Annotated in this window: 22 protein-coding genes; 11 read left to right on the top strand and 11 right to left on the bottom strand. The window is 70.5% G+C overall.

Annotation, left to right across the window (positions count from 1 at the left end; all coding sequences use genetic code 11):
• Positions 1-626 precede the first annotated feature (626 nt).
• Entirely contained in the window at positions 627-1,490 is an 864-nt protein-coding gene (locus tag ACXYMW_RS05865; RefSeq protein ID WP_459034362.1) for a zinc-ribbon domain-containing protein, read from the bottom strand.
• A gap of 210 nt (positions 1,491-1,700) precedes the next feature.
• Here ACXYMW_RS05865 and ACXYMW_RS05860 point away from each other — a divergent pair, with 210 nt between their 5' ends.
• Genes ACXYMW_RS05860 through ACXYMW_RS05850 form a run of 3 tightly spaced genes read left to right on the top strand, consistent with a single transcriptional unit; the run spans position 1,701 to position 4,044 of the window.
• Positions 1,701-2,378, top strand: a complete 678-nt coding sequence (locus ACXYMW_RS05860; RefSeq protein WP_459034361.1) for a cell division ATP-binding protein FtsE — start codon at positions 1,701-1,703, stop codon at positions 2,376-2,378.
• 5 nt (positions 2,379-2,383) lie between these two features.
• Entirely contained in the window at positions 2,384-3,304 is a 921-nt protein-coding gene (locus tag ACXYMW_RS05855) for a cell division protein FtsX (protein WP_459034441.1), read from the top strand.
• Positions 3,304-4,044, top strand: a complete 741-nt coding sequence (locus ACXYMW_RS05850) for a lysophospholipid acyltransferase family protein (RefSeq protein WP_459034360.1) — start codon at positions 3,304-3,306, stop codon at positions 4,042-4,044. The genes ACXYMW_RS05855 and ACXYMW_RS05850 overlap by 1 nt, the downstream gene beginning before the upstream one ends.
• Positions 4,045-4,127: 83 nt before the next feature.
• Here the strand turns inward: ACXYMW_RS05850 and lpdA are convergent, their stop codons facing one another.
• The 9 genes from lpdA to sucC all read right to left on the bottom strand — a co-directional run bounded on the left by lpdA (position 4,128) and on the right by sucC (position 14,597).
• Complete coding sequence (gene lpdA, locus ACXYMW_RS05845; RefSeq protein ID WP_459034359.1) at positions 4,128-5,516, bottom strand: dihydrolipoyl dehydrogenase; 1,389 nt, start codon at positions 5,514-5,516, stop codon at positions 4,128-4,130.
• A gap of 105 nt (positions 5,517-5,621) precedes the next feature.
• Positions 5,622-6,017, bottom strand: a complete 396-nt coding sequence (locus ACXYMW_RS05840; RefSeq protein ID WP_459034358.1) for an MAPEG family protein — start codon at positions 6,015-6,017, stop codon at positions 5,622-5,624.
• Positions 6,014-6,589, bottom strand: a complete 576-nt coding sequence (locus ACXYMW_RS05835) for a uracil-DNA glycosylase family protein (RefSeq protein WP_459034357.1) — start codon at positions 6,587-6,589, stop codon at positions 6,014-6,016. The genes ACXYMW_RS05840 and ACXYMW_RS05835 overlap by 4 nt, the downstream gene beginning before the upstream one ends.
• Positions 6,586-6,969 (bottom strand): cupin domain-containing protein, encoded by a 384-nt coding sequence (locus ACXYMW_RS05830; protein ID WP_459034356.1) that lies wholly within the window; start codon positions 6,967-6,969, stop codon positions 6,586-6,588. Before ACXYMW_RS05830 ends, ACXYMW_RS05835 begins: the two co-directional genes overlap by 4 nt.
• A 106-nt stretch (positions 6,970-7,075) precedes the next feature.
• Positions 7,076-8,677 carry a 2-oxoglutarate dehydrogenase complex dihydrolipoyllysine-residue succinyltransferase gene (gene odhB, locus ACXYMW_RS05825; RefSeq protein ID WP_459034355.1) on the bottom strand — a complete coding sequence of 534 codons (1,602 nt, stop codon included), beginning with the start codon at positions 8,675-8,677 and terminating at the stop codon, positions 7,076-7,078.
• Positions 8,678-8,681: 4 nt separating this feature from the next.
• Positions 8,682-11,657, bottom strand: a complete 2,976-nt coding sequence (locus ACXYMW_RS05820; RefSeq protein ID WP_459034354.1) for a 2-oxoglutarate dehydrogenase E1 component — start codon at positions 11,655-11,657, stop codon at positions 8,682-8,684.
• Positions 11,658-11,758: 101 nt separating this feature from the next.
• Positions 11,759-12,646 (bottom strand): succinate--CoA ligase subunit alpha, encoded by an 888-nt coding sequence (gene sucD, locus ACXYMW_RS05815; protein ID WP_459034353.1) that lies wholly within the window; start codon positions 12,644-12,646, stop codon positions 11,759-11,761.
• 72 nt (positions 12,647-12,718) lie between these two features.
• Complete coding sequence (locus ACXYMW_RS05810; protein ID WP_459034352.1) at positions 12,719-13,087, bottom strand: hypothetical protein; 369 nt, start codon at positions 13,085-13,087, stop codon at positions 12,719-12,721.
• 316 nt (positions 13,088-13,403) lie between these two features.
• Entirely contained in the window at positions 13,404-14,597 is a 1,194-nt protein-coding gene (sucC, locus tag ACXYMW_RS05805; protein ID WP_459034351.1) for an ADP-forming succinate--CoA ligase subunit beta, read from the bottom strand.
• A gap of 235 nt (positions 14,598-14,832) precedes the next feature.
• Between sucC and ACXYMW_RS05800 the strand changes: the two genes are divergently transcribed.
• Complete coding sequence (locus ACXYMW_RS05800; RefSeq protein ID WP_459034350.1) at positions 14,833-15,645, top strand: glycosyltransferase family 2 protein; 813 nt, start codon at positions 14,833-14,835, stop codon at positions 15,643-15,645.
• A gap of 47 nt (positions 15,646-15,692) precedes the next feature.
• On the opposite strand, the gene mdh is transcribed toward ACXYMW_RS05800, so the two are convergent.
• Entirely contained in the window at positions 15,693-16,655 is a 963-nt protein-coding gene (mdh, locus tag ACXYMW_RS05795; RefSeq protein ID WP_459034349.1) for a malate dehydrogenase, read from the bottom strand.
• A gap of 166 nt (positions 16,656-16,821) precedes the next feature.
• Between mdh and ACXYMW_RS05790 the strand changes: the two genes are divergently transcribed.
• The 7 genes from ACXYMW_RS05790 to sdhD all read left to right on the top strand — a co-directional run bounded on the left by ACXYMW_RS05790 (position 16,822) and on the right by sdhD (position 21,495).
• Positions 16,822-17,577 carry a sulfite exporter TauE/SafE family protein gene (locus tag ACXYMW_RS05790; RefSeq protein WP_459034348.1) on the top strand — a complete coding sequence of 252 codons (756 nt, stop codon included), beginning with the start codon at positions 16,822-16,824 and terminating at the stop codon, positions 17,575-17,577.
• A 214-nt stretch (positions 17,578-17,791) separates the two neighbouring features.
• The gene (locus ACXYMW_RS05785; protein ID WP_459034347.1) at positions 17,792-18,643 is read left to right on the top strand and encodes an HpcH/HpaI aldolase/citrate lyase family protein; all 852 of its coding nucleotides are present in this window, start codon (positions 17,792-17,794) and stop codon (positions 18,641-18,643) included.
• Complete coding sequence (locus ACXYMW_RS05780) at positions 18,640-19,188, top strand: NnrU family protein (protein ID WP_459034346.1); 549 nt, start codon at positions 18,640-18,642, stop codon at positions 19,186-19,188. Before ACXYMW_RS05785 ends, ACXYMW_RS05780 begins: the two co-directional genes overlap by 4 nt.
• Before the next feature lie 4 nt (positions 19,189-19,192).
• Positions 19,193-19,396, top strand: coding sequence for a DUF1737 domain-containing protein (locus tag ACXYMW_RS05775; RefSeq protein ID WP_459034345.1), 204 nt, complete (start codon positions 19,193-19,195; stop codon positions 19,394-19,396).
• A 17-nt stretch (positions 19,397-19,413) separates the two neighbouring features.
• Positions 19,414-20,448 (top strand): MaoC family dehydratase, encoded by a 1,035-nt coding sequence (locus ACXYMW_RS05770; RefSeq protein WP_459034440.1) that lies wholly within the window; start codon positions 19,414-19,416, stop codon positions 20,446-20,448.
• A gap of 259 nt (positions 20,449-20,707) precedes the next feature.
• Positions 20,708-21,097, top strand: a complete 390-nt coding sequence (gene sdhC / locus ACXYMW_RS05765; RefSeq protein ID WP_459034344.1) for a succinate dehydrogenase, cytochrome b556 subunit — start codon at positions 20,708-20,710, stop codon at positions 21,095-21,097.
• A gap of 26 nt (positions 21,098-21,123) precedes the next feature.
• Positions 21,124-21,495 (top strand): succinate dehydrogenase, hydrophobic membrane anchor protein, encoded by a 372-nt coding sequence (sdhD, locus tag ACXYMW_RS05760; RefSeq protein WP_459034343.1) that lies wholly within the window; start codon positions 21,124-21,126, stop codon positions 21,493-21,495.
• Positions 21,496-21,509: the final 14 nt, after the last annotated feature.

Here is a 21,509-nt window from a genome sequence, read left to right as displayed (position 1 = left end):
TTTCGGGACCGGATGTCCCTCCCTTGCGACATGACATAGTCGCCGCAGCGCAGCATGGCCATGCGCGGAACCGAATGCCCGCCTCCCGCGCAATGCATATCTATCTGGTCGTGCAGGGAAAGCCGCGCAAACGGGGGCGGACCGGTGGACCGCCCCCTGCGTGCTGAAATGGTGCGACTGAAATGCGCAATTGGAAACGCCGCGGCGCCCCCAGCCGTTCCGCAGACTGACACGTGGAAGTGACGTCGCGATGACGCGCCCCCCCGGGGGGCGCCCCGGGCGCGGCGCGGACAGGGCGCCGGACGGCGCCGGCGACGGGCTGGATCACGCGGCTCCGCACGCGGCCTCGGTAGAGCGTCGCCCCCGGGGCGGGCGCGACTCCGCCGGCACGCTGCTCAAGTCCGCGCGCCGGCCCGGGGCGATCACGTCTTGGTCGGCCAGCCCCAGAAGCGCCGCCGCAGGCGCTGAGATCTGCGTGCAAGGCCTCCGGAGGGTCGACAAGGTCCCCCCGAGCGCCGGTCAGGCGCGGCGGGGGCAGCAGCAGGGAGGGGCGGGCAGGGGCCTGGCCGCCCGCTGGCCCCGGCCCGTATCGGCCAGTGACGGCTGCGCCTCGGGCGCCGCCGCGCTCAGTTGCTGCCGTAGATCCCCGGCCCCGGCAGGTCTAGCGCCGCCAGCGCCGCCCCCACCCGGCCGTCGAGCCAGGCGCGGCCGCCATCCACCGCGGCGCCGTAGGCCCCGAGCGGCCCTTCGAGGAACGGCAACGCCTGGGCCAGCGCCGGGCTGACCGCGTAGAGCGCGATGAGCACCGCCCCGACGCCGAGCGCCAGGGCGAAGGCATGGCCGAACTCGACCCGGTCGCGGGCGCGCTCCTCGTCGATCGCGGCGCGCCCCTGCACCGTCTCCACCGGCCGGCGCTCGTCCTCGGAGCGCAGGGTCTGGTTGATCTCGTCGATGTCCGGCAGCAGGTCGCGGCGCGACCCGGTCGCCGCCGGGGTCAGGGCGGGCCGGATCTCGGGGATCGCGGCGGTTCGGTCCTCCGCCGCGTCCGCGGGCGCGGCGGCGTCGCCGGACCCCGGGTCTGGCGCGGGGCGCGGCGTTGGCCGGGTCGCCTCGAAGCCGAACTCGGTCTGGGTCTCGAGAACCTCCGCCGCCGCGGCGCGCCGCCGGGTCTCGTAGTCGCGCTCCTGGCGCAGCACCTCGGCGACCTCGGGGTCGAGATTGCGGCGCGGCGCAGGCGGGACGGGCGGGGCCGCGGGATCGCCCGCCGCTGCCGGCGGGGCCGGAACCGCGGCCTCCGGCACCGCTTCCGGCGCCTCGGCCGGGCCGGCCGGCGCGGCGGGCTCCGGCGCCGGCTCCTCGGCCGCACCGGTCTCGGGCGGCTGGAACCAGGTCTCGCCGCAATCGGAGCATTCCACGTCCCGGCCCTCCGCCGGGATGAGCTCGGCGGGGACGTCGTAGAGGGCGTGGCAGTTCGGACAGGTCAGCCGCATTCCGGGTTCCATGTGCCGCCTCGGGGGCCGGCGCCGCAAAACGGCACCGGCGGCAGAGTAGGGCGGCCGGGGAGCGGGGAAAAGTCCCTTCGCCGGCGTCCCGCCGGATTGAATCCGCGGGGCGCCTCGGGCAAGAGGGGCGGGAACCCAAGATTGCGGGTGCGGCGCCGCGCCGTCCGCCCGTCGCAGCCCCGGGAGGCGGTCGGCCAGGTGATCTCGTTTCAGGATGCGGCCTATTCCTACGGCGGCGGCGAGCTGCTGCACGGGCTCGACCTCACCCTCGCGCCGGGCAGCTTCCATTTCCTCACCGGGCCCTCGGGCGTCGGCAAGACGACGCTGCTCAAGCTCTGCTACGGGGCGCTGAAGCCGACGCGCGGCCGCATCGAGCTGTTCGGGCGCGACGCCGCCCGGCTGGGCCGCGACGGCATCGCCATGCTGCGCCGGCGCATCGGCGTGGTGCACCAGGATTGCCAGTTCCTCGATCACCTGCCGGTCGCCGAGAACGTGGCGCTGCCGCTCGTCGTGTCCGGCCAGGACCGTCCGGCGGCGCGCGCCGACATGGCCGAGCTTCTGGCCTGGGTCGGGCTCACCCACCGCGCCGGGGCGCTGCCGCCGGAACTTTCGGGCGGCGAGCGGCAGCGCGCGGCGCTGGCCCGGGCCGTGATCATGTCGCCCGACGCGATCCTCGCCGACGAGCCCACCGGCAATGTCGACTGGGAGATGTCGCAGCGCCTGCTGACGCTGCTGGTGGAGCTGAACCGGATGGGCAAGACGGTGCTGATCGCCACCCATGACCTGGCGCTGATCCGCGCCGCCAAGGCGCAGGTCCAGGCCCGGGTGCTGCGCATCTCGGACGGCCAGGTGCGGCTCGCGGGGGCCGACCTGTGAGCCGCCTGGCCTCGCGCCTCTCCGCCGCGCTCGGCTCTCGGCTGGGACCGCTCCGGCGCGGCGAGGCCGGCGCCGACCGGGTGGTGCCGCCCTCGGGCTTCACCGTTCACCTGACGCTGTTCAGCGCCGCGGCGATGGCCTTCCTGGCGGTCTTCGCGCTGGCCGTGACCCTCGCCGCCGGGCGCCTGGCCGAGCGCTGGTCGGAGGAATTGGCGCGCGGCGCCACGCTGCGCATCTCGGCCCCGGCCGAGGAGCAGGAGGCGCAGGTGGCAGCGGCGCTGCGGGTGCTCGAGACGACGCCCGGCGTGACGGCGCCGCGCGCACTCTCGGAGGCCGAGCAGCGCGACCTCCTGGCGCCGTGGTTCGGCCCGGACCTGCCGCTCGAGACGCTGCCGGTGCCGCGGCTCGTGGCCTTCAGCGCAACCGGCGCGGGCTTCGACGCTGCCGGGCTGCGGCTGCGGCTGCAGGCCGAGGTGCCGGGCGCGGTGCTCGACGATCACAGCCGCTGGCGGCGGCCGCTGCTGGCGGCGGCGGACGGGCTGCGGCTGTTCGGCTGGGGCGCGCTGGCGCTGATCGCCGCGGCGCTGGCGGCGATGGTGACGCTGGCCGCGCAGGCGGCGCTGGCGGCGAATGCGCGGGTGATCGCGGTGCTGCGGCTGGTCGGCGCCACCGACGGCTACATCGCCGGCGCCTTCGTGCGCCGCTTCACCCTGCGCAGCGCGCTGGGCGCCGCGGCCGGGGCGGCGGCCGGCGGGCTGGCGGTGGCGCTGCTGCCCGAGGCCGTGGAGACCGGCGGCGTGCTGACCGGGCTGGGCTTCGAGGGCGCCGGCTGGCTCTGGCCGCTGGCCGTGCCGCCGCTGGCCGCCGCGGTGGCCTGGATCGCCACGCGGCGCGCCGCGCGCAAGGTTCTGGAGGAACTCGCCTGATGTCTCATGCCGTGCAATGGCTGCGCTCGCTGGTCTTCGTGGGCCAGATCTACCTCGCCATGGCGGTGCTCGGCCTGGCCTTCCTGCCCTGGGCGCTGGTCTCGTCCCGCGGCGCCCGCATGGCCTGCCGCACCTGGTGCCGCTGGGTGCGCTGGAGCGCCGCCTGGATGGTCGGGCTGAAGACCGAGATTCGCGGCGAGGTGCCGGAAGACGAGGTGCTGATCGCCGCCAAGCACCAGTCCTTCCTCGACATCATCCTGATCTTCGGCGCGGTGCCGGCGGGCAAGTTCATCATGAAGCGCGAATTGATGTGGGCGCCGGTGATAGGGCAATACGCGCTGCGGATCGGCTGCGTGCCGGTGGATCGCGGCAAGCGCGGCCAGGCGATCCGCAAGATGGCCGCCGACGTCGCCAAGGGCCGGGCCGATCCCGGCCAGCTGATCATCTATTCCCAGGGCACCCGCGTGGCCCCGGGGGTCAAGGCGCCCTACAAGGTCGGCACCGCGGTGCTCTACGAACAGCTGGGACAGGATTGCGTGCCGGCGGCGACCAATGTGGGTCTGTTCTGGCCGCGCAAGGGCATCTATCGCCGCCCCGGCACCGCGGTGGTGGAGTTCCTGCCGCGGATCCCCGCCGGAACCGGTCAGCGCGACTTCCTGAAGACGCTGGAAGCCGAGGTCGAGGAGGCCTCGGACCGCCTGATGGCCGAGGCCGGCCGTCCCGCCCGTCCGGCACCCTGACCCGCCCCCCTTCTTCTGAGCACAAATATCCCGGGGGTGGGGGGGGGGTGGCCCCCCTTCCAGAGGGCCCGGGCCTGCCATGCTCACATGTGGATCGGCCCGTCGCCGCAGGCCAGCGCCGCCTCGCGCACCGCCTCCGAGAAGGTCGGGTGGGCATGGCAGGTCAGCGCCACGTCCTCGGCCGCGGCGCCGAATTCCATCGCCACGCAGATCTCGTGGATCAGGTCGCCGGCCATCGGGCCGATGATGTGCGCGCCGAGGATGCGGTCGGTCTCCTTGTCGGCGAGGATCTTCACGAAGCCGTCGGCGACGAAGTTGGCCTTGGCCCGGCCGTTGCCCATGAAGGAGAACTTGCCGGCCTTGTAGGCGCGGCCCTCCTCCTTCAGCTCCTGCTCGGTCTTGCCGACGCTGGCGACCTCGGGATGGGTGTAGATCACCGACGGGATGACGCCGTAATTCACGTGCCCGGCCTTGCCGGCGATCACCTCGGCGGCGGCCATGCCCTCGTCCTCGGCCTTGTGGGCGAGCATCGGGCCCTCGGTGGCGTCGCCGATGGCGTAGATGCCGTCGACGGAGGTCTTCCAATGCTTGTCGGTCTTCACGAAGCCGCGCTCGGTGATCTCGACGCCGAGCTCCTTGAGGCCCAGCCCCTCGGTCACCGGGCGGCGGCCGGTGGCGACCAGCACCGCGTCGGCCTCGATCTGGTGCGCGCTGTTGTCCTTCTTCAGGCTGTAGGAGACGGTGACGCGGCCGTCCGTCACCTCCGCCCCCGAGACCGCTGCGCCGAGCTGGAACTTCAGCCCCTGCTTTTGCAGGATCTTCTGGAACGCCTTCTGCACCTCGGCATCCATCGTCGGCGTGATCGTGTCGAGATATTCCAGCACCGTCACCTCGGCGCCGAGCCGGGCATAGACCGACCCCATCTCGAGCCCGATCACGCCGGCGCCGATCACCACCATCCTCTCGGGGATTTTCTCGAGCTCCAGCGCGCCGGTGGAGGAGACGATCACCTTCTCGTCGATCTCCACGCCCTTGAGCTGGGCCACGTCCGAGCCGGTGGCGATGATGATGTTCTTCGCCTCGTGCGTCTCGTCGCCGACTTTCACCTTGCCCTTCTCGGGGATCGAGCCCCAGCCCTTGAGCCAATCGATCTTGTTCTTCTTGAACAGGAACTCGATGCCCTTGGTGTTGGTCTCGATGGTCTCGGACTTGTAGGTCAGCATCTGCGCCCAGTCGACCTCGGGGGCGGCGCCTTTCAGGCCCATCTTGGCGAAGTTGTGCTGCGCCTCGTGCAGCTGGTGGGTGGCGTGCAGCAGCGCCTTCGACGGGATGCAGCCGACATTCAGGCAGGTGCCGCCGAGCGTCTCGCGGCCCTCGACGCAGGCGGTCTTGAGCCCGAGCTGCGCGGCGCGGATCGCGGCGACGTAGCCGCCGGGGCCGGAGCCGATCACGATGACGTCGTATTGGGCCATGGGGAGGGGTCCTTTCTTGTGTGGGCGGGGGAGGGGCGCTGCCCCTCTTGGCCGCCTTGCGGCCAATTCACCCCGGGATATTTCGGCTCAGAAGAAGCCATGGCGTCAGAGCAGGGCGGCGACAAGGAGGACGAGCGTCGCCGCGAGGCCCAGGGCCCAGATCAGCGAGCGGCCGGGACGCCAGCCCAGCCAGTAGGCCGGGACGTAGAGGATGCGGGCCGCGACATAGGTCCAGGCGGCGAGGGCGGTGACCGGGCCGGACTTGCCGGCGAGGGTGACGGCGAGCACGGCGATGGTGAAGAGGATCAGCGCCTCGAAATGGTTGGCGAGCGCGCGCTGCAGCCGCGCCGTGCCCTCCGTCAGCGGCCGCGAGGGTGGGCGGTCGCGCGCCGACATGGTGTAGCCGGGGCCGAGCTCGAGATTGGCCGGCACCGCGAAGAGCACGAACTGCACCACCTGCCAGAGCGCGGCGCAGACCAGGGCGGCGAGTTCGGGGCTCATGCGGCGCGCCCCGCCTGGCGGTGCACGGCGCGCAGCGCGATGGCCAGCCGGCCGGCCCGGGCGGCGTCGGTCTCGCCGCGGGCGGAGGGGTGGGGCACTTCGAGATGCGCCACGCCGAAGCGCCGGCAGGTCTGCGCCGCGGCGCGGCCGAGCGCGATCACCGGCCGGCCGGCGATCTCGTGGCGGGTGACGGCGTCGAAGCTCGCCTCGAGCAGCCGGGCGGGCACGCTGTGCGAGCGGGTCGGCGGCAGCAGGTGGCAGGCATGGGTCAGGTAGAGCGCCGACCGCGTCAGCCCGGCGCTGGCCAGCGCGGCGTCGACGACGCGGTTGAAGCGCATCTCGGGCAGGTAGCCGGCGCGGGCCAGCGCCGCGCGGTGGGCGCGGGCGGCGGGCGCGTCGAGAAAGTTGTAGCTCACCAGCACCGGCCCCTCGGGATGGCCGCAGGACAGCTGGTAGGGCGAGACCAGGTCGAGATCGAGCCCGACCTCGGCCAGGGTCGCGTAGCCCGGCGCCGCGAGGGCGCGCCGGGCCGCGAAGAGGGCGGGATCGCTGGCCGGGTTGTGGGGCGTCATGGCTCCTCCGCGAAGCGGTAGGTGACCTCGGAGAAGCGGTCGACCGGGAAGGAGAACAGCGTCGTCATGTCCTCCTCGGCGGTGAAGCCGTGATCCTGGCCGGGCGGGATGTAGAGCGTGTCGCCGGGCGCGAGGGCGAGGTCGCGGTCGCCGAGCCGCGCCGTGCCGCGGCCCGAGATCACGTGAACGGTCTCGGCCACCTCGTGGCGGTGGGCGGATTCGGAATGGCCGGCGGCGAGGTAGAACAGGCCCTGGCAGAGACTGGCGCTGGGGCCGCCATCGGCATCCACCAGCAGGCGGTATTTCAGGCCGCCGAGGCGGGCCTCCTCCATCACCTTAAGCTCGGGCGCGTCCTTGGGGATGTGGACGGGGTGGGGCATCGGGTCTCTCCTGGCTCGGGGCCCCTGGGGGCCGGGTCGACCGGACCACCTAGCAGGCCGCGAGCGCGGGGAAATGGCCGGGCGGCGCCGCCCGGCCGGGTCTCGCTCAGAGATCCATCAGCAGGCGGCGCGGATCCTCGAGCGCCTCCTTGACGCGGACGAGGAAGGTCACCGCGCCCTTGCCGTCGACGATGCGGTGATCGTAGCTCAGCGCCAGGTACATCATCGGCCGGGCGACGATCTGGCCGTCGACCACCATCGGACGCTGCTGGATCTTGTGCATGCCGAGGATGCCCGATTGCGGCGGGTTGAGGATCGGCGAGGACATCAGCGAGCCGTAGACGCCGCCATTGGAGATGGTGAAGGTGCCGCCCTGCATCTCGGCCATGCTGAGCTTGCCGTCGCGGGCGCGCTTGCCCTTCTCGGCGATGGCCTTCTCGATCTCGGCGAAGGACATGGCGTCGGCGTCGCGGATCACCGGCACGACGAGGCCGGTGGGAGTGCCGGTGGCGATGCCCATATGCACGAAGTTCTTGTAGACGATGTCGGTGCCGTCGATCTCGGCGTTGACCTCGGGGACCTCCTTCAGGGCGTGGCAGCAGGCCTTGGTGAAGAACGACATGAAGCCAAGCCGGACGCCGTGCTTCTTCTCGAAGAGCTCCTTGTATTCCGAGCGCAGCGCCATGGTCTCGGTCATGTCCACCTCGTTGTAGGTGGTCAGCATGGCGGCGGTGTTCTGGGCGTCCTTGAGGCGGCGCGCGATGGTCTGGCGCAGGCGGGTCATCTTGACCCGCTCCTCGCGGCCGGCATCCTCGGCCGAGACCGGGGCGCGCGGCGCCCGGGGGGCCTCGGCGGCCGGGGCGGGGGCGCTGCCGGCGGCGGCGCGGGCCACGTCCTCCTTCATCACCCGGCCGTCGCGGCCGGAGCCCTGGACCTGGCCGCGATCCAGCCCCTTTTCGGCCATCGCCTTCTTGGCCGAGGGCGCGTCCTCGACATCGCCGCGGCCCTGCCCGGCGGCGGGCATGGTGTACTGGTTGTCGCTCGGCGGGGCGGCCGGGGCGTCGCCGCCCGTCTCGGCGCCCGCGGCGGGCTTCGCCGCGCCGGCCTTGCCGCCGGCGCCCTTGGCGATCACCGCGAGCTGGGCATCGGCCTGCACCGTGGTGCCCTCCTCGGCGAGGATCTCCGACAGCGTGCCGGCGGCCGGCGCGGGCACCTCGACCGAGACCTTGTCGGTCTCGAGCTCGCAGAGCGTCTCGTCGGCCTCGACGCTGTCGCCGACTTTCTTGAACCAGGTCGCCACGGTGGCCTCCGAGACCGACTCGCCCAGCGTCGGCACCATCACCTCGACCGCCTCGCCGGCGCCCTCGCCCTGGGCGTCGCCAGAACCGTCGGCCTCGGCAGGCTCGGCCTTCTGGGCGGCCTTCTTCTTCTCGGATTCGCGCACCTGGGGCTGCTCGGAGCCGGCCTCGCCGGCCTCCGCGATGGTCGCGAGCAGGGCGTCGACGCCCACCGTCTCGCCCTCCTGGGCGACGATGTCGTCGAGCTTGCCGGAGGCCGGCGAGGGCACTTCCACCGTCACCTTGTCGGTCTCCAGCTCGCACAGCATCTCGTCCTCGGCGACGCTGTCGCCGGGCTTCTTGAACCAGGTCGCCACCGTGGCTTCGGTCACCGACTCGCCCAGGGTGGGCACGCGCACTTCGGTCGTCATGTCGTCACTTTCCTTCGATCGTCAGCGCTTCGTCGACAAGCGCTTCCTGCTGGGCTTTGTGGGTGGAGGCGAGGCCGGTCGCCGGCGAGGCCGAGGTCGCGCGGCCGATATAGCGGGCCCGCGGGCAGGCTGCCTCGATGCGGCCGAGCACCCATTCGATGTTGGGCTCGATGAAGCTCCAGGCGCCCTGGTTCTTGGGCTCCTCCTGACACCAGATCACCTCGGCCTGCTTGAAGCGCGACAGCTCCTTGACGAGGCTCATCGCCGGGAACGGATAGAATTGCTCGACCCGCATCAGGTAGACGTCCTCGAGGCCGCGCGCGTCGCGCTCCTCGAGCAGGTCGAAATAGACCTTGCCCGAGCACATCACCACGCGCTTGATCTCGCTGTCGGGCTTCAGCGTCATCTCCGAATTGCCCTTCTCGGCATCGTCCCAGAGGACGCGATGGAAGGACGAGCCGTCGAGGAAATCCTCCGCCGTGGAGACCGCGAGCTTGTGCCGCAGCAGCGATTTCGGCGTCATCAGGATCAGCGGCTTGCGGTAGGAGCGGTGCAGCTGCCGGCGCAGGATGTGGAAGTAGTTGGCCGGGGTCGAGCAGTTCGCGACGATCCAGTTGTCCTGACCGCAAAGCTGCAGGAAGCGCTCGAGCCGGGCCGAGGAATGCTCGGGGCCCTGGCCCTCGTAGCCGTGCGGCAGCAGGCAGACGAGGCCCGACATGCGCAGCCATTTCGATTCCCCCGAGGAGACGAACTGGTCGAACATGATCTGCGCGCCGTTGGCAAAGTCGCCGAACTGCGCCTCCCAGAGCGTCAGGGCGTTGGGCTCGGCGAGGCTGTAGCCGTATTCGAAGCCCAGCACCGCGTATTCCGACAACGCCGAGTCGATGGCCTCGAACCGGGCCTGGCCCTCGCGGATGTGGTTCAGCGGGAAGTAGCGCTCCTCGGTCTCCTGGTCGACGATGGCGGAATGGCGCTGCGAGAAGGTGCCGCGCACCGAATCCTGGCCCGACAGGCGGACCGGGTAGCCCTCGGTCAGCAGCGAGCCGAAGGCCAGCGCCTCGGCGGTCGCCCAGTCGAAGCCCTGGCCGGACTCGAACATCTTGGCGCGCGCCTCGATCAGGCGGCCGACGGTGCGGTGCACGGCGAGGCTCTCGGCCGGCGAGGTCAGGGCGCGGCCGATCTCCTCCAGGGTCTTCTTCTTGATCGAGGTGCGGCCGCGCTGGTACTTGCCCTGCTTCTGCCGGTCGAGATGGCTCCACCGCCCGTCGAGCCAGTCGGCCTTGTTGGGCTTGTAGTTCTTGCCGGCCTCGAACTCCTCGTTGAGATGCGCCTGGAAGGCGGTCTTCATGTCCTCGATCTCGCCCTCGGGGATCAGCCCGTCCTTGACCAGCGTCTCGGTGTAGAGCGTGAGCGTCGTCTTGTGGCCCTTGATCTGCTTGTACATCACCGGGTTGGTGAACATCGGCTCGTCGCCCTCGTTGTGCCCGAACCGGCGGTAGCAGAAGATGTCGATGACCACGTCCTTGCCGAACTTCTGGCGGAACTCGGTGGCGACCTTGGCGGCGTGCACCACGGCCTCGGGGTCGTCGCCGTTGACGTGGAAGATCGGCGCCTCGACCACCAGCGCGTTGTCGGTCGGGTAGGGCGAGGAGCGCGAGAAATGCGGCGCCGTGGTGAAGCCGATCTGGTTGTTCACCACGAGGTGGATGGTGCCGCCGGTGCGGTGGCCGCGCAGGCCCGAGAGCGCGAAGCATTCCGCCACCACGCCCTGGCCGGCAAAGGCCGCGTCGCCGTGCAGCAGGATCGGCAGCACCTTGGAGCGGGTCTCGTCCCGGTACTGGTCCTGCTTGGCGCGGACCTTGCCCAGGACCACCGGGTTCACCGCCTCGAGGTGGCTGGGGTTGGCGGTCAGCGACAGGTGCACGGTGTTGCCGTCGAATTCGCGGTCATGGGAGGCGCCGAGGTGGTATTTCACGTCGCCCGAGCCGTCGACATCCTCGGGCTTGAAGCTGCCGCCCTGGAACTCGTTGAAGATCGCCCGGTAGGGCTTGCCCATCACGTTGGCCAGCACGTTGAGGCGGCCGCGATGCGGCATGCCGATGACGATCTCCTCGATCCCCAGCGCGCCGCCGCGCTTGATGATCTGCTCCATCGCCGGCACGAGGCTTTCGCCCCCATCGAGGCCGAAGCGCTTGGTGCCGGTATACTTGACGTGCAGGAACTTCTCGAAGCCCTCGGCCTCGACCATCTTGTTGAGGATGGCGCGCCGGCCCTCGCGGGTGAACTTCACCTCCTTGCCGTAGCCCTCGATCCGCTCCTTCAGCCAGGCGGATTGCTCGGGGTCGGAGATGTGCATGTACTGAAGCGCGAAGGTGCCGCAATAGGTGCGCTGCAGCACGCTGACGATCTCGCGCAGGGAGGCGATCTCGAGCCCCAGCACGTTGTCGATGAAGATCGGCCGGTCGAGATCGGCCTCGGTGAAGCCGTAGCTCCGCGGGTCGAGCTCGGGATGCTCCTGGTCGAGATTGCGCATGCCGAGCGGGTCGAGCGTGGCGGCGAGGTGGCCGCGGATCCGGTAGGCGCGGATGATCATCAGGGCGCGGATCGAATCCAGCACCGCGCGCTGCACCTGGTCGTCGGTGAGCTGCACGCCCTTGGCCTCGGCCTTGTCGGCGACCTTCTGGGCGGCGGCCTTGGCCTCGCTCGGCATCGCCGGCATCGGCCATTCCCCTGTCAGCGCGGCGGTCAGGTCGTCGGCGGGCTGCGGCGGCCAGTCGCGGCGCGCCCAGGACGGGCCCTCGGCCTCGCGCTTGACCGAGATCTCGTCGTCGCCCAGGCTGCGGAAGAAGTCGCTCCAGGCCTCGTCGACCGCGTTCGGGTCGTTGGCGTAGCGGGCATACATCTGTTCGAGGTAATCCGCGTTCGCCCCCTGCATGAAGGAGGAGGCGTGGAATTGGTCGTTCGGAGACTGGTCGGTCATGTCTTTCGCTCCTGGTGCGCCCCGGAGGGCCTTGGCGCGCCCCTGCCGGGGGCGGGGCGCACCGCAAGTTCGGAACGCCGCCCCGCGGGGCGGCGCGGGCCTCAGCCCTGCTTGATCGCCTCGAGCACCGCCTCGCCCAGCGTCGCCGGGCTGTCGGCCACCACGATGCCGGCGGATTTCATCGCCTCGATCTTGTCCTCGGCGCCGCCCTTGCCGCCGGCGACGATGGCGCCGGCATGGCCCATGCGGCGGCCCGGAGGCGCGGTGCGGCCGGCGATGAAGCCGGCGGTCGGCTTCCAGCGGCCCTTCTTCTTCTCGTCGGCGAGGAACTGCGCGGCGTCCTCCTCGGCGGAGCCGCCGATCTCGCCGATCATGATGATGGCCTCGGTCTCGGGATCGTCGAGGAACCATTCCAGCACGTCGAGATGCTCCGTTCCCTTGATCGGATCACCGCCGATGCCGACGCAGGTCGACTGGCCGAGGCCGACATCGGTGGTCTGCTTCACGGCCTCGTAGGTAAGCGTGCCGGAGCGCGAAACCACCCCGACCTTGCCGCGCTTGTGGATGTGGCCGGGCATGATGCCGATCTTGCAGGCCTCGGGCGTGATGACGCCGGGGCAGTTGGGACCGATGAGCTTCGACTTGGAGCCTTCCAGCGCGCGCTTGACCTTCATCATGTCAAGCACCGGGATGCCCTCGGTGATGCAGATGATCAGCTCCATCTCGGCGTCGATGGCCTCCATGATCGAATCCGCGGCGAAGGGCGGCGGCACGTAGATCACGCTGGCATTGGCCTCGGTCTTGGCCTTGGCCTCGTGCACGGAGTCGAAGACCGGCAGGTCGAGATGGGTCTGCCCACCCTTCCCCGGGGTCACGCCGCCGACCATCTTGGTGCCGTAGGCGATGGCCTGTTCGGTGTGGAAGGTGCCCTGGGAGCCGGTCAGGCCCTGGCAGATCACCTTGGTGTTCGCATCGACAAGAATTGCCATCTTGGTGTCGTCCCTTTTGTCCCTCGGGACGGGCCCCGCCGGTGCGCCCGGGCGGCCCGTCGAAACGTATCGTCAGTAATTCGCGGAATCGTCGTCCACGAGTTCGTCGAGCGCCCGCACCAGCACCAGCGCGCCGCCCATCAGGATCAGCGTGCGGCCGAGCGAGCCGGTCAGGTTGCGCGGGATCAGGCCCGCAATCCCGTCGCGCGCGGTGCGCGCCATGTCCCGCCGCCGGGTCAGACCGCGCCAGTGCGGCTTGGTCGCCGGCTGCGGCAGGCGCAGCAGGTCCGGGTCGGTGCGCCGCAGCAGCAGCCCCGCCACCACCATGCCCAGCCCCACCGCGAACGGCATCAGGGGCGAGAGGCGGTCGCGCGGCGGCAGCTCCGGCAGATCCGGCAGCGTGGGCAGGCTGGGCAGGGTGCGCTTGGAAAAGAGTGCCATGGAGGATCCTCCCTGTTGTCCACCGGCCGGGCCCGCGATCAGGCCGGGCCGACCGGTGCCGGCGATGGGTTCACCGACCAACGCGGCCATCCGTGCAGAGGTCCCGGCCTGCGCCATGGACCTCCGTGCCCGATTGCACTTCCGTGGCCGTCCCCGGCCCCGCCGTCACCCCGCCGCGGCCATGCGCGCGCGCCGGAGCCCGCGCGGCGCCGGGGCGGTCAGGGCCGGAAGCGCGACGCGGCGCGGCGGTCTGCGGGCTGCCGCAGGCCGCGCCGCCGGGGCCGGCCGGAACGAGAGGTGCGCGCACCGGCACGGCTCAGCCCTTGACCGCCTTGACGATCTTCTCGGCGCCGTCCGACAGGCTGTCGGCGGCGATCACGTCGAGCCCGCTCTCGTTGATCAGCTTCTTGCCCTGGTCGACGTTGGTGCCCTCGAGCCGGACCACCAGCGGCACCTGCAGGCCGACCTCCTTGACCGCGGCGATCACGCCCTCGGCGATCACGTCGCAGCGCATGATGCCGCCGAAGATGTTGACGAGGATGCCCTTCACGTTCTTGTCGGAGGTGATGATCTTGAACGCCTCGGTAACCTTTTCCTTGGTGGCCGAACCGCCGACATCGAGGAAGTTCGCGGGCTCGGCGCCGTAGAGCTTGATGATGTCCATGGTTGCCATGGCAAGGCCGGCGCCGTTGACCATGCAGCCGATCTCGCCGTCGAGCGCGATGTAGTTGAGGTCGTACTTGGACGCCTGCAGTTCCTTCGAATCCTCTTCGGTCTCGTCGCGCAGCTCGGCGACCTCGGACTGGCGGTAAAGCGCGTTGCCGTCGAAGCCGAGCTTGGCGTCGAGCACCTTCAGGTCGCCCTTGTCGGTGACGATCAGCGGGTTGATCTCGAGCATCTCCATGTCGCGCTCGATGAAGGCGTGGTAGAGGATGCCCATCAGCTTGACGCATTGCTTCATCTGGGCGCCCTCGAGCCCCAGCGCGAAGGCGATGCGGCGGCCGTGGAACGGCTGGTAGCCGGTGGCCGGGTCGACCGAGAAGGACAGGATCTTCTCCGGCGTCGCGGCGGCGACCTCCTCGATGTCCATGCCGCCCTCGGTGGAGCAGACGAAGGAGACGCGGCTCGACACGCGGTCGACCAGCAGCGCGAGATAGAGCTCGCGCTCGATGTCGGAGCCTTCCTCGATATAGATGCGGTTGACCTGCTTGCCGGCCGGGCCGGTCTGGTGGGTGACCAGGGTCTTGCCCAGCATCCGCTTGGCTTCCTGCTCGGCCTCTTCCACCGACTTGGCGAGCCGCACGCCGCCCTTCTCGCCGGCATCGGATTCCTTGAACGAGCCCTTGCCGCGCCCGCCGGCATGGATCTGCGCCTTCACCACCCAGAGCGGGCCGTCCATCGCGCTGGCCGCGGTCTTGGCCTCCTCGGCCCGCAGCACCACCCGGCCGTCCGAGACCGGAGCGCCGTAGCTCCGCAGGAGCGCCTTCGCCTGGTATTCGTGGATATTCATATGCGGTGGTCCCTGTTCTGCTGTGCTTGCCGCCGTATAGGCACGAGGTTAGGGCGGACTTAAACGGAATCTCGCACTTGGCGCCCCAACGCGGCGCATTTTCCGGCTTTGTGGTCACAGCGTTCGCGGGTGTGATCACGAAATGCGCGGCGCGGCGCGGCGGGTGACAAGAGCGCGCGCGAACGGCAAAAGCGGGAAGGCCCGCGAAGGGGAATCGGCAGCGGAGGCGGCAGAGATGGCGGCACAGGGTGAAGCGACGGACGCGGCGACCGCGGCGGGGCAGGGTAGCGCGGGACAGGCCGCCGCGGGCCCGCGCATCGGGCTTACCGTCGTCGCGGCGCGGCGGCCCGACCTGCTGCGCCGGACCCTCGACAGTTTCGCCGAAAGGCTCTTCGCGCGGGTCGATCTGGCCTGGGTGCGGGTCAATGTCGACCCGATCTTCGGCGACGCGGCGGCGGGGGAGGCCGTGCGGGCGCTGCTGGCGGAGCGCTTTCCCGGCGCCCGGGTCACCTGCCCGGAGAGCCCGGGCTTCGGCGCGGCGGTGAAGCGGCTCTGGACCGACCTGCCGGACGGGCCGTTCCTGCATCTCGAGGATGACTGGATCGCCAACGAGCCGATCGACGCGCCGCGCGCCCTGTCCTGGCTCGACGCGGAGATCAAGGCGGTGTCGCTGCTGTCGGAGACCCACGGGCCCAAGGGACGCGGCGCGTTCAGCGAAGGGCTCCACAAGACCAAGGTGTTCGGGATCACCCTGCGCCGTACCGTGGTGCCGCGCTTCGGGCTGTCGCCGAGCTTCTTCGACGGCGCCTTCGCGCGGCACTGCGCCGCGCTGATGGACCCGGCGCTGGACCCGGAAAAGCAGATGCGGCGGCCCTACAACAAGGCGATGACCGACCACGTCGAGCGTTACCGCTGCCGCTTTCTCAAGGCCGCGGATGGCGGCCCGCTGGTCACCGATATCGGCCGCGATTGGCAGGCCGAGCGCGGCATCGTCAAGTCGGTGGCCGAAGGCACCAGCACCTGGACGCAGAACGGGCGCGACGGTTAGGTCGCGCCCGGTCCCAAGCTCGTCGCGCCGGCCTCGGGCCGGCGATGTCAGGCCAGCGTGTCGTCGATCTTCTTGCAGGCGTCGACGAGACCCTTCACGGCGTTGACCGAGTTGTCGAACATCGCCTGCTCGTCCTGGGTCATCTTGATGTCGACGACGCGCTCGACGCCGCCCGAGCCGATCACCGTCGGCACGCCCACATACATCCCCTTCAGGCCCAGCACGCCGTCGCACCAGGCGGCGCAGGGCAGCACGCGCTTCTGGTCCTTCAGGTAGGCCTCGGCCATCTCGATGGCGGAGGTGGCGGGCGCGTAGAAGGCCGAGCCGGTCTTCAGCAGGCCGACGATCTCGGCGCCGCCGTCGCGGGTGCGCTGCACGATGGCGTCGAGCTTGTCCTGCGTGGTCCAGCCCATCGACACGAGGTCGGGCAGCGGGATGCCGGCCACGGTGGAGTAGCGGGTCAGCGGCACCATGGTGTCGCCGTGGCCGCCCAGCACGAAGGCGGTGACGTCCTTCATCGACACGTTGAACTCGAGGCTCAGGAAGTGGCGGAAGCGCGCGCTGTCGAGCACGCCCGCCATGCCGCAGACCTTCTCGTGCGGCAGGCCGGAGAATTCGCGCAGCGCCCAGACCATCGCGTCGAGCGGGTTGGTGATGCAGATCACGAAGGCGTTCGGCGCGTTGGCCTTGATGCCCTCGCCGACGGCCTTCATGACCTTCAGGTTGATGCCGAGCAGGTCGTCGCGGCTCATCCCCGGCTTGCGCGGCACCCCGGCGGTGACGATGCAGACATCGGCGCCGGCGATGTCGGCGTAATCCGAGGTGCCCTTGAGATGGGCGTCGAAGCCTTCCGAGGGACCGCTTTCGGCGATGTCGAGCGCCTTGCCCTCGGGGATGCCCTCGGCAATGTCGAACAGCACGACGTCGCCCAGCTCCTTCATCGCCGCGAGATGCGCGAGCGTGCCGCCGATCTGTCCGGCGCCGATGAGCGCGATCTTGGGTCTGGCCATGGAAGTCTCTCCGTTCCGATCCATTGCGATTTTCCGCGCATGGCTAAGCCGTTCCCCGGCGCCGTGCAAGAGCGCCGCAACGCGGCATGGGGCGGGCCGACCCTCGCCACGCCGGCCTGTGAGCGCTAAATCGCGCCCGGAAAGCGGCTTAGGGACGGGACCGCGCATGGAGCTTCTGAGCGCCCCGGTATTGGCCCTCGCGGTGCCGGCGGTGATCTTCGCGGGCATCTCGAAGGGCGGCTTCGGCTCGGCCGCGGCCTTTGCCTCGGCGTCGATTCTGGCGCTGATCCTGCCGCCAGGCACGGCGCTCGGGATTCTGCTGCCGCTGCTGATGCTGATCGATCTGGCGAGCCTGCCGCCGTTCTGGCGGCGCTGGCACTGGCCGGCGGTGCGGGTGCTGCTCTGGGGGGCGCTGCCCGGGGTGGCGCTGGGGGCGCTGTTCTACCGCTGGGCCGACGCCGACGCGGTGCGCCTGCTGATCGGCCTCGTCTGTCTCGCCTTCGTGGCCTGGCAGGGCCTGGTCAGCGGCGGCGTGCTGCGCCTCGGGGCGCGCCGGATCGGCCGGACGGGGGGCGTGCTGGCGGGGGTCGCGGTGGGCTTCACCAGCTTCGTCAGCCATGCCGGCGGCCCGCCAGCGATGGTCTACCTGCTGGGCCGCGGCCTGTCGAAGACGGCGTTCCAGGCCACCACCGTGCTGCTGTTCTGGGCGGTCAACCTGGCCAAGGCCGCGCTCTATGCCGGGATGGGAATCTTCACCTCCGAGACGCTGCTGCTTGACCTGGTGCTGGCGCCCTTCGCGATCTTCGGCACCTGGGCCGGGGTGCGGCTGCACCACTGGCTGCCCGAACGCGCCTTCTTCGCCATCACCTACGTGCTGCTCACCGTGACCGGCGGGCGGCTGATCTGGGACGCGCTGACCTGATGGCGCGGCGAATCGGCGGCGCGCCGCGGGCCCGGACCGCCCGCCCGGGGCCGCGCGACGGGACCGCTTGGCGCGGCCGGGCCCGGGGCAGCTACCCTTGCATTGTGGACTTTCGCATACATTTCTGCTGCAATGCGGCACATTTCCCTTGAAATATGCTGCCCGGAATGGCGCATAAGGCGCAACTTTGTTTCGCATCGGAGAGGAGAGGCGCATGCTGACCCGTCCCTACCGTTCGGTTCTCTATATTCCCGGATCGCGCGACCGGGCCGTGGCCAAGGCCCGCAGCCTGCCGGTGGATGCGGTGATCTTCGACCTCGAGGACGCCGTGTCCCCAGACGAGAAGCCGCGCGCCCGCGACACCCTGGCCGCCGCGCTGGCAGAGGGCGGGTTCGGACATCGCGCCCGCATCGTGCGGATCAACGGGCTCGACACCGAATGGGGCCGCGCCGATGCCCAGGCGGTCGCCGGCATGGCCTGCGACGCGGTGCTGCTGCCTAAGGTCGAGCGCCCCGAACAGATCGACGCGCTGGCCGCGATCACCGGCGACCTGCCGGTCTGGGCGATGATGGAGACGCCGCTCGGCATGCTCAACGCCCGCGCCATCGCCGAGCATCCGAAGCTCGAGGGCATGGTCATGGGCACCAACGACCTGATCAAGGATCTGGGCGCCCGGGCGACCGCGGACCGGGTCGCGGTGCTGGCCTCGCTCGGGCACTGCGTGATCGCCGCCAAGGCCTTCGGCAAGGTCGTCGTCGACGGCGTCTACAACGCCTTCAAGGACGCAGACGGGCTCGCCGCGGAATGCCGCCAGGGCCGCGACATGGGATTCGACGGCAAGACGCTGATCCACCCGGCGCAGATCGACACCGCCAATGCCGCCTTCGGCCCCTCGGACGAGGAGGTCGATCTGGCGCGGCGCCAGATCGAAGCCTTCGAGGCGGCGAAATCCTCGGGGCAGGGGGTCGCCGTGGTCGATGGCCGCATCGTCGAGAACCTGCACGTGGCCACCGCGCGCAAGCTCCTGGCGCAGGCCCAGGCCATCTCGCAGATTGCCGCCGAATGAGCTGGCTGCTGCTGATCGCCGGCCTCGCCCTCTGGGCCGGGTCGCATCTCGGCCCGCGGCTGGCCCAGGGCGGCGGCGAGATCACCGGGAGCCGGCGCAAGATCGCCGCGGCCGGGGTCGGGCTCGGCCTCCTGCTGATCATCCTCGGCTACCGCTGGACGCCCTTCGTGGCGGTCTGGACGCCGCCGTCGGCGATGGTCCACGTCAACAACCTGCTGATGCTGGTGGCGGTCTTCGTCTTCGGCATGAGCGCGACCAAGGGTCGGCTGCGCGGGCGGCTGCGCCACCCGCAGCTGATCGCTGTGAAGATCTGGGCGCTGGCCCACCTGCTGGTGAACGGCGACCTGGCCTCGATCCTGATGTTCGGCACGCTGCTGGTCTGGGCCGTGGCCGAGGTCATCGTGATCAACCGCACCACGGTCTGGGAGCGGCCCGCCCCCGGCCCGGCCAGCCGCGACATCGTCCTCGTCGTCATCACCGTGGTGATGTTCGCCCTGATCACCGGCCTGCACGCGCTTCTCGGCGTCTGGCCGTTCCCGGGATAAGTTCATGAAGTTGTATCGTTTCCTGTCTGCCGACGACACCTCCGCCTTCTGCCACAAGGTTTCCGCGGCGCTTTCGAAGGGCTGGGAGCTCTACGGCGATCCGACCTATGCCTTCGACGCCGCCAACGGCGTGATGCGCTGCGGCCAGGCGGTGACCAAGGAGGTCGCGGGCAGCTATTCGCCCGACCTCAAGCTGGGAGAGCAGTGATGAGGGACCACCCCGCCATGCCGAGCAAGACCAATCCGGGCCGCTTCTTCGAGGATTACCGGATCGGCGAGGTGATCCGCCACGCCGTGCCCCGCACCGTCGGCGCCGGCGAGCGCGCGCTCTACCATGCGCTCTACCCCGCCCGGCACGCGCTCTATTCCTCCGACGCCTTCGCGCAGGCCTGCGGCCTGCCGGCGGCGCCGCTCGACGATCTCGCCGCCTTCCACGTGGTCTTCGGCAAGACCGTGCCCGACGTGTCGCTGAACGCCCGCGCCAATCTCGGCTATGCCGAGGGCCGCTGGCACGCCCCGGTCTGGCCCGGCGACACCCTGCGCTCGGAATCCGAGGTCATCGGCCTCAAGCAGAATTCCAACGGCAAGACCGGCGTCGTCTGGGTCCGGACCCGCGGCTACAACCAGCACGACCGGGTGGTGCTCGACTACGTGCGCTGGGTCATGGTGAAGAAGCGCGACCCCGAGGCCGCGGCGCCCGAGACCGTGGTGCCGGAGCTGAAGCCGGCGCTTGGCGCCGCGGATCTCGCGATCCCGGAGGGGCTCGATTTCGCGCGCTACGATTTCGACCTCGCCGGGGAGCCGCACCGGCTGTCGGATTACCGCGTTGGCGAGGTGATCGACCATGTCGACGGCGTCACCGTCGAGGAGGCCGAGCACATGCTGGCCACGCGGCTCTGGCAGAACACCTCCAAGGTGCATTTCGACGGCACCCAGCGCGAGGACGGCAAGCGGTTGATCTATGGCGGCCACGTCATCTCCATGGCCCGCGCGCTGAGCTTCAACGGCCTGGCCAACGCCCAGATGGTGGCCGGGCTGAACGCCGGCAGCCACGCCAATCCCTGCTTCTCCGGCGACACGATCCGGGCCTGGTCCGAAGTGCTCGACATGGCCGAAACCGGGCGCCCGGGCATCGGCGCGCTGCGGCTGCGGCTCGTCGCCACCCGCGACGGTTCGGTGGGCACGCTCAAGGGGGACGACGGCAAGTATCTCCCCGGCGTGCTGCTCGACCTCGATTACTGGGCGCTGATCCCGGCCTGAGCGGCGCCGGGGCGCGGCGCTCGATTGCCGGCGGGAATCGCCGGGCACGATACGGAGGCGCGCCGCTCCGGCGCCCGACCGGACCCGCCGGCGCGCCGTTACCGCCACCTTTGTGATCACGCCTCCGCGCGGCGTGATCACGGAATGCGGAAAATCGCCTTTCTGCACGCGCAAACCGGCCGGTGCGGCGCCAAGGCTTCGTGACACCCGGAAAAAAACCATTAGAACCCCGGCCAAGGGTTAGCGAAAGGACTACGCCATGCCAGACGTGAACCGCGGCAACCGCCCGCTGTCACCCTTCATGCTGGGGCAGTATTACCGGTTCCAGATCACCTCGGTCTCGTCGATCCTGACCCGGATCACCGGCAATGCGCTGATCGTCACCATGTTGTTGATCGTGTGGTGGTTCCTCGCCGCGGCGAGCGGGCCCGAGGCCTTCGCCACCGCCAACGGGGTGCTGACCTCGTGGTTCGGCGATCTGGTGCTGACGCTGTCGCTGCTGGGGCTCTGGTACCACTTCCTGGCCGGGCTGCGGCACCTGCTCTGGGACGCCGGCTACGGGCTGGAGATCGACATTGCCGAGAAGCTCGGCTGGGGCTGCATCGCCGGGTCGGCGATCCTCACCCTGCTGACCGTGCTGATCGTATGACCGACCGCGAGAAAGGAGCGCGTCCCATGGCCTTCATGACCGACCGCAAGCGCGCCAACCGCTGGGGCAGCGCGAAATCCGGCACCCACCATTTCTGGCGCATGAAGGTGCAGTCGGTGGCGCTGGCGATCCTCGTGCCGCTCTTCGTCTTCACCTTCGGCCCGGCGCTGGGCGGCTCCTACGAGGAGATCGCCGCCTATTTCGCCCGGCCCTTCCCGGCGATCGTCGCGGCGCTGACCATCGTCGTCGCCTTCGTCCATTTCGCCGAGGGCTTCCAGGTCATGGTCGAGGATTACGTCCACGGCCTGGCCGGCAAGGCCCTGATCATCGGCATGACCTGCCTCTCCTACGCCGCCGCCGCGACCGGGCTGTTCGCCGTCGCGCGCCTGGCGCTCTGACCGGAGCAACGACC

The sequence above is a fragment of the Roseivivax sp. CAU 1761 genome (genome assembly GCF_054482755.1).
This window is presented reverse-complemented; position numbering and strand designations above follow the sequence as displayed.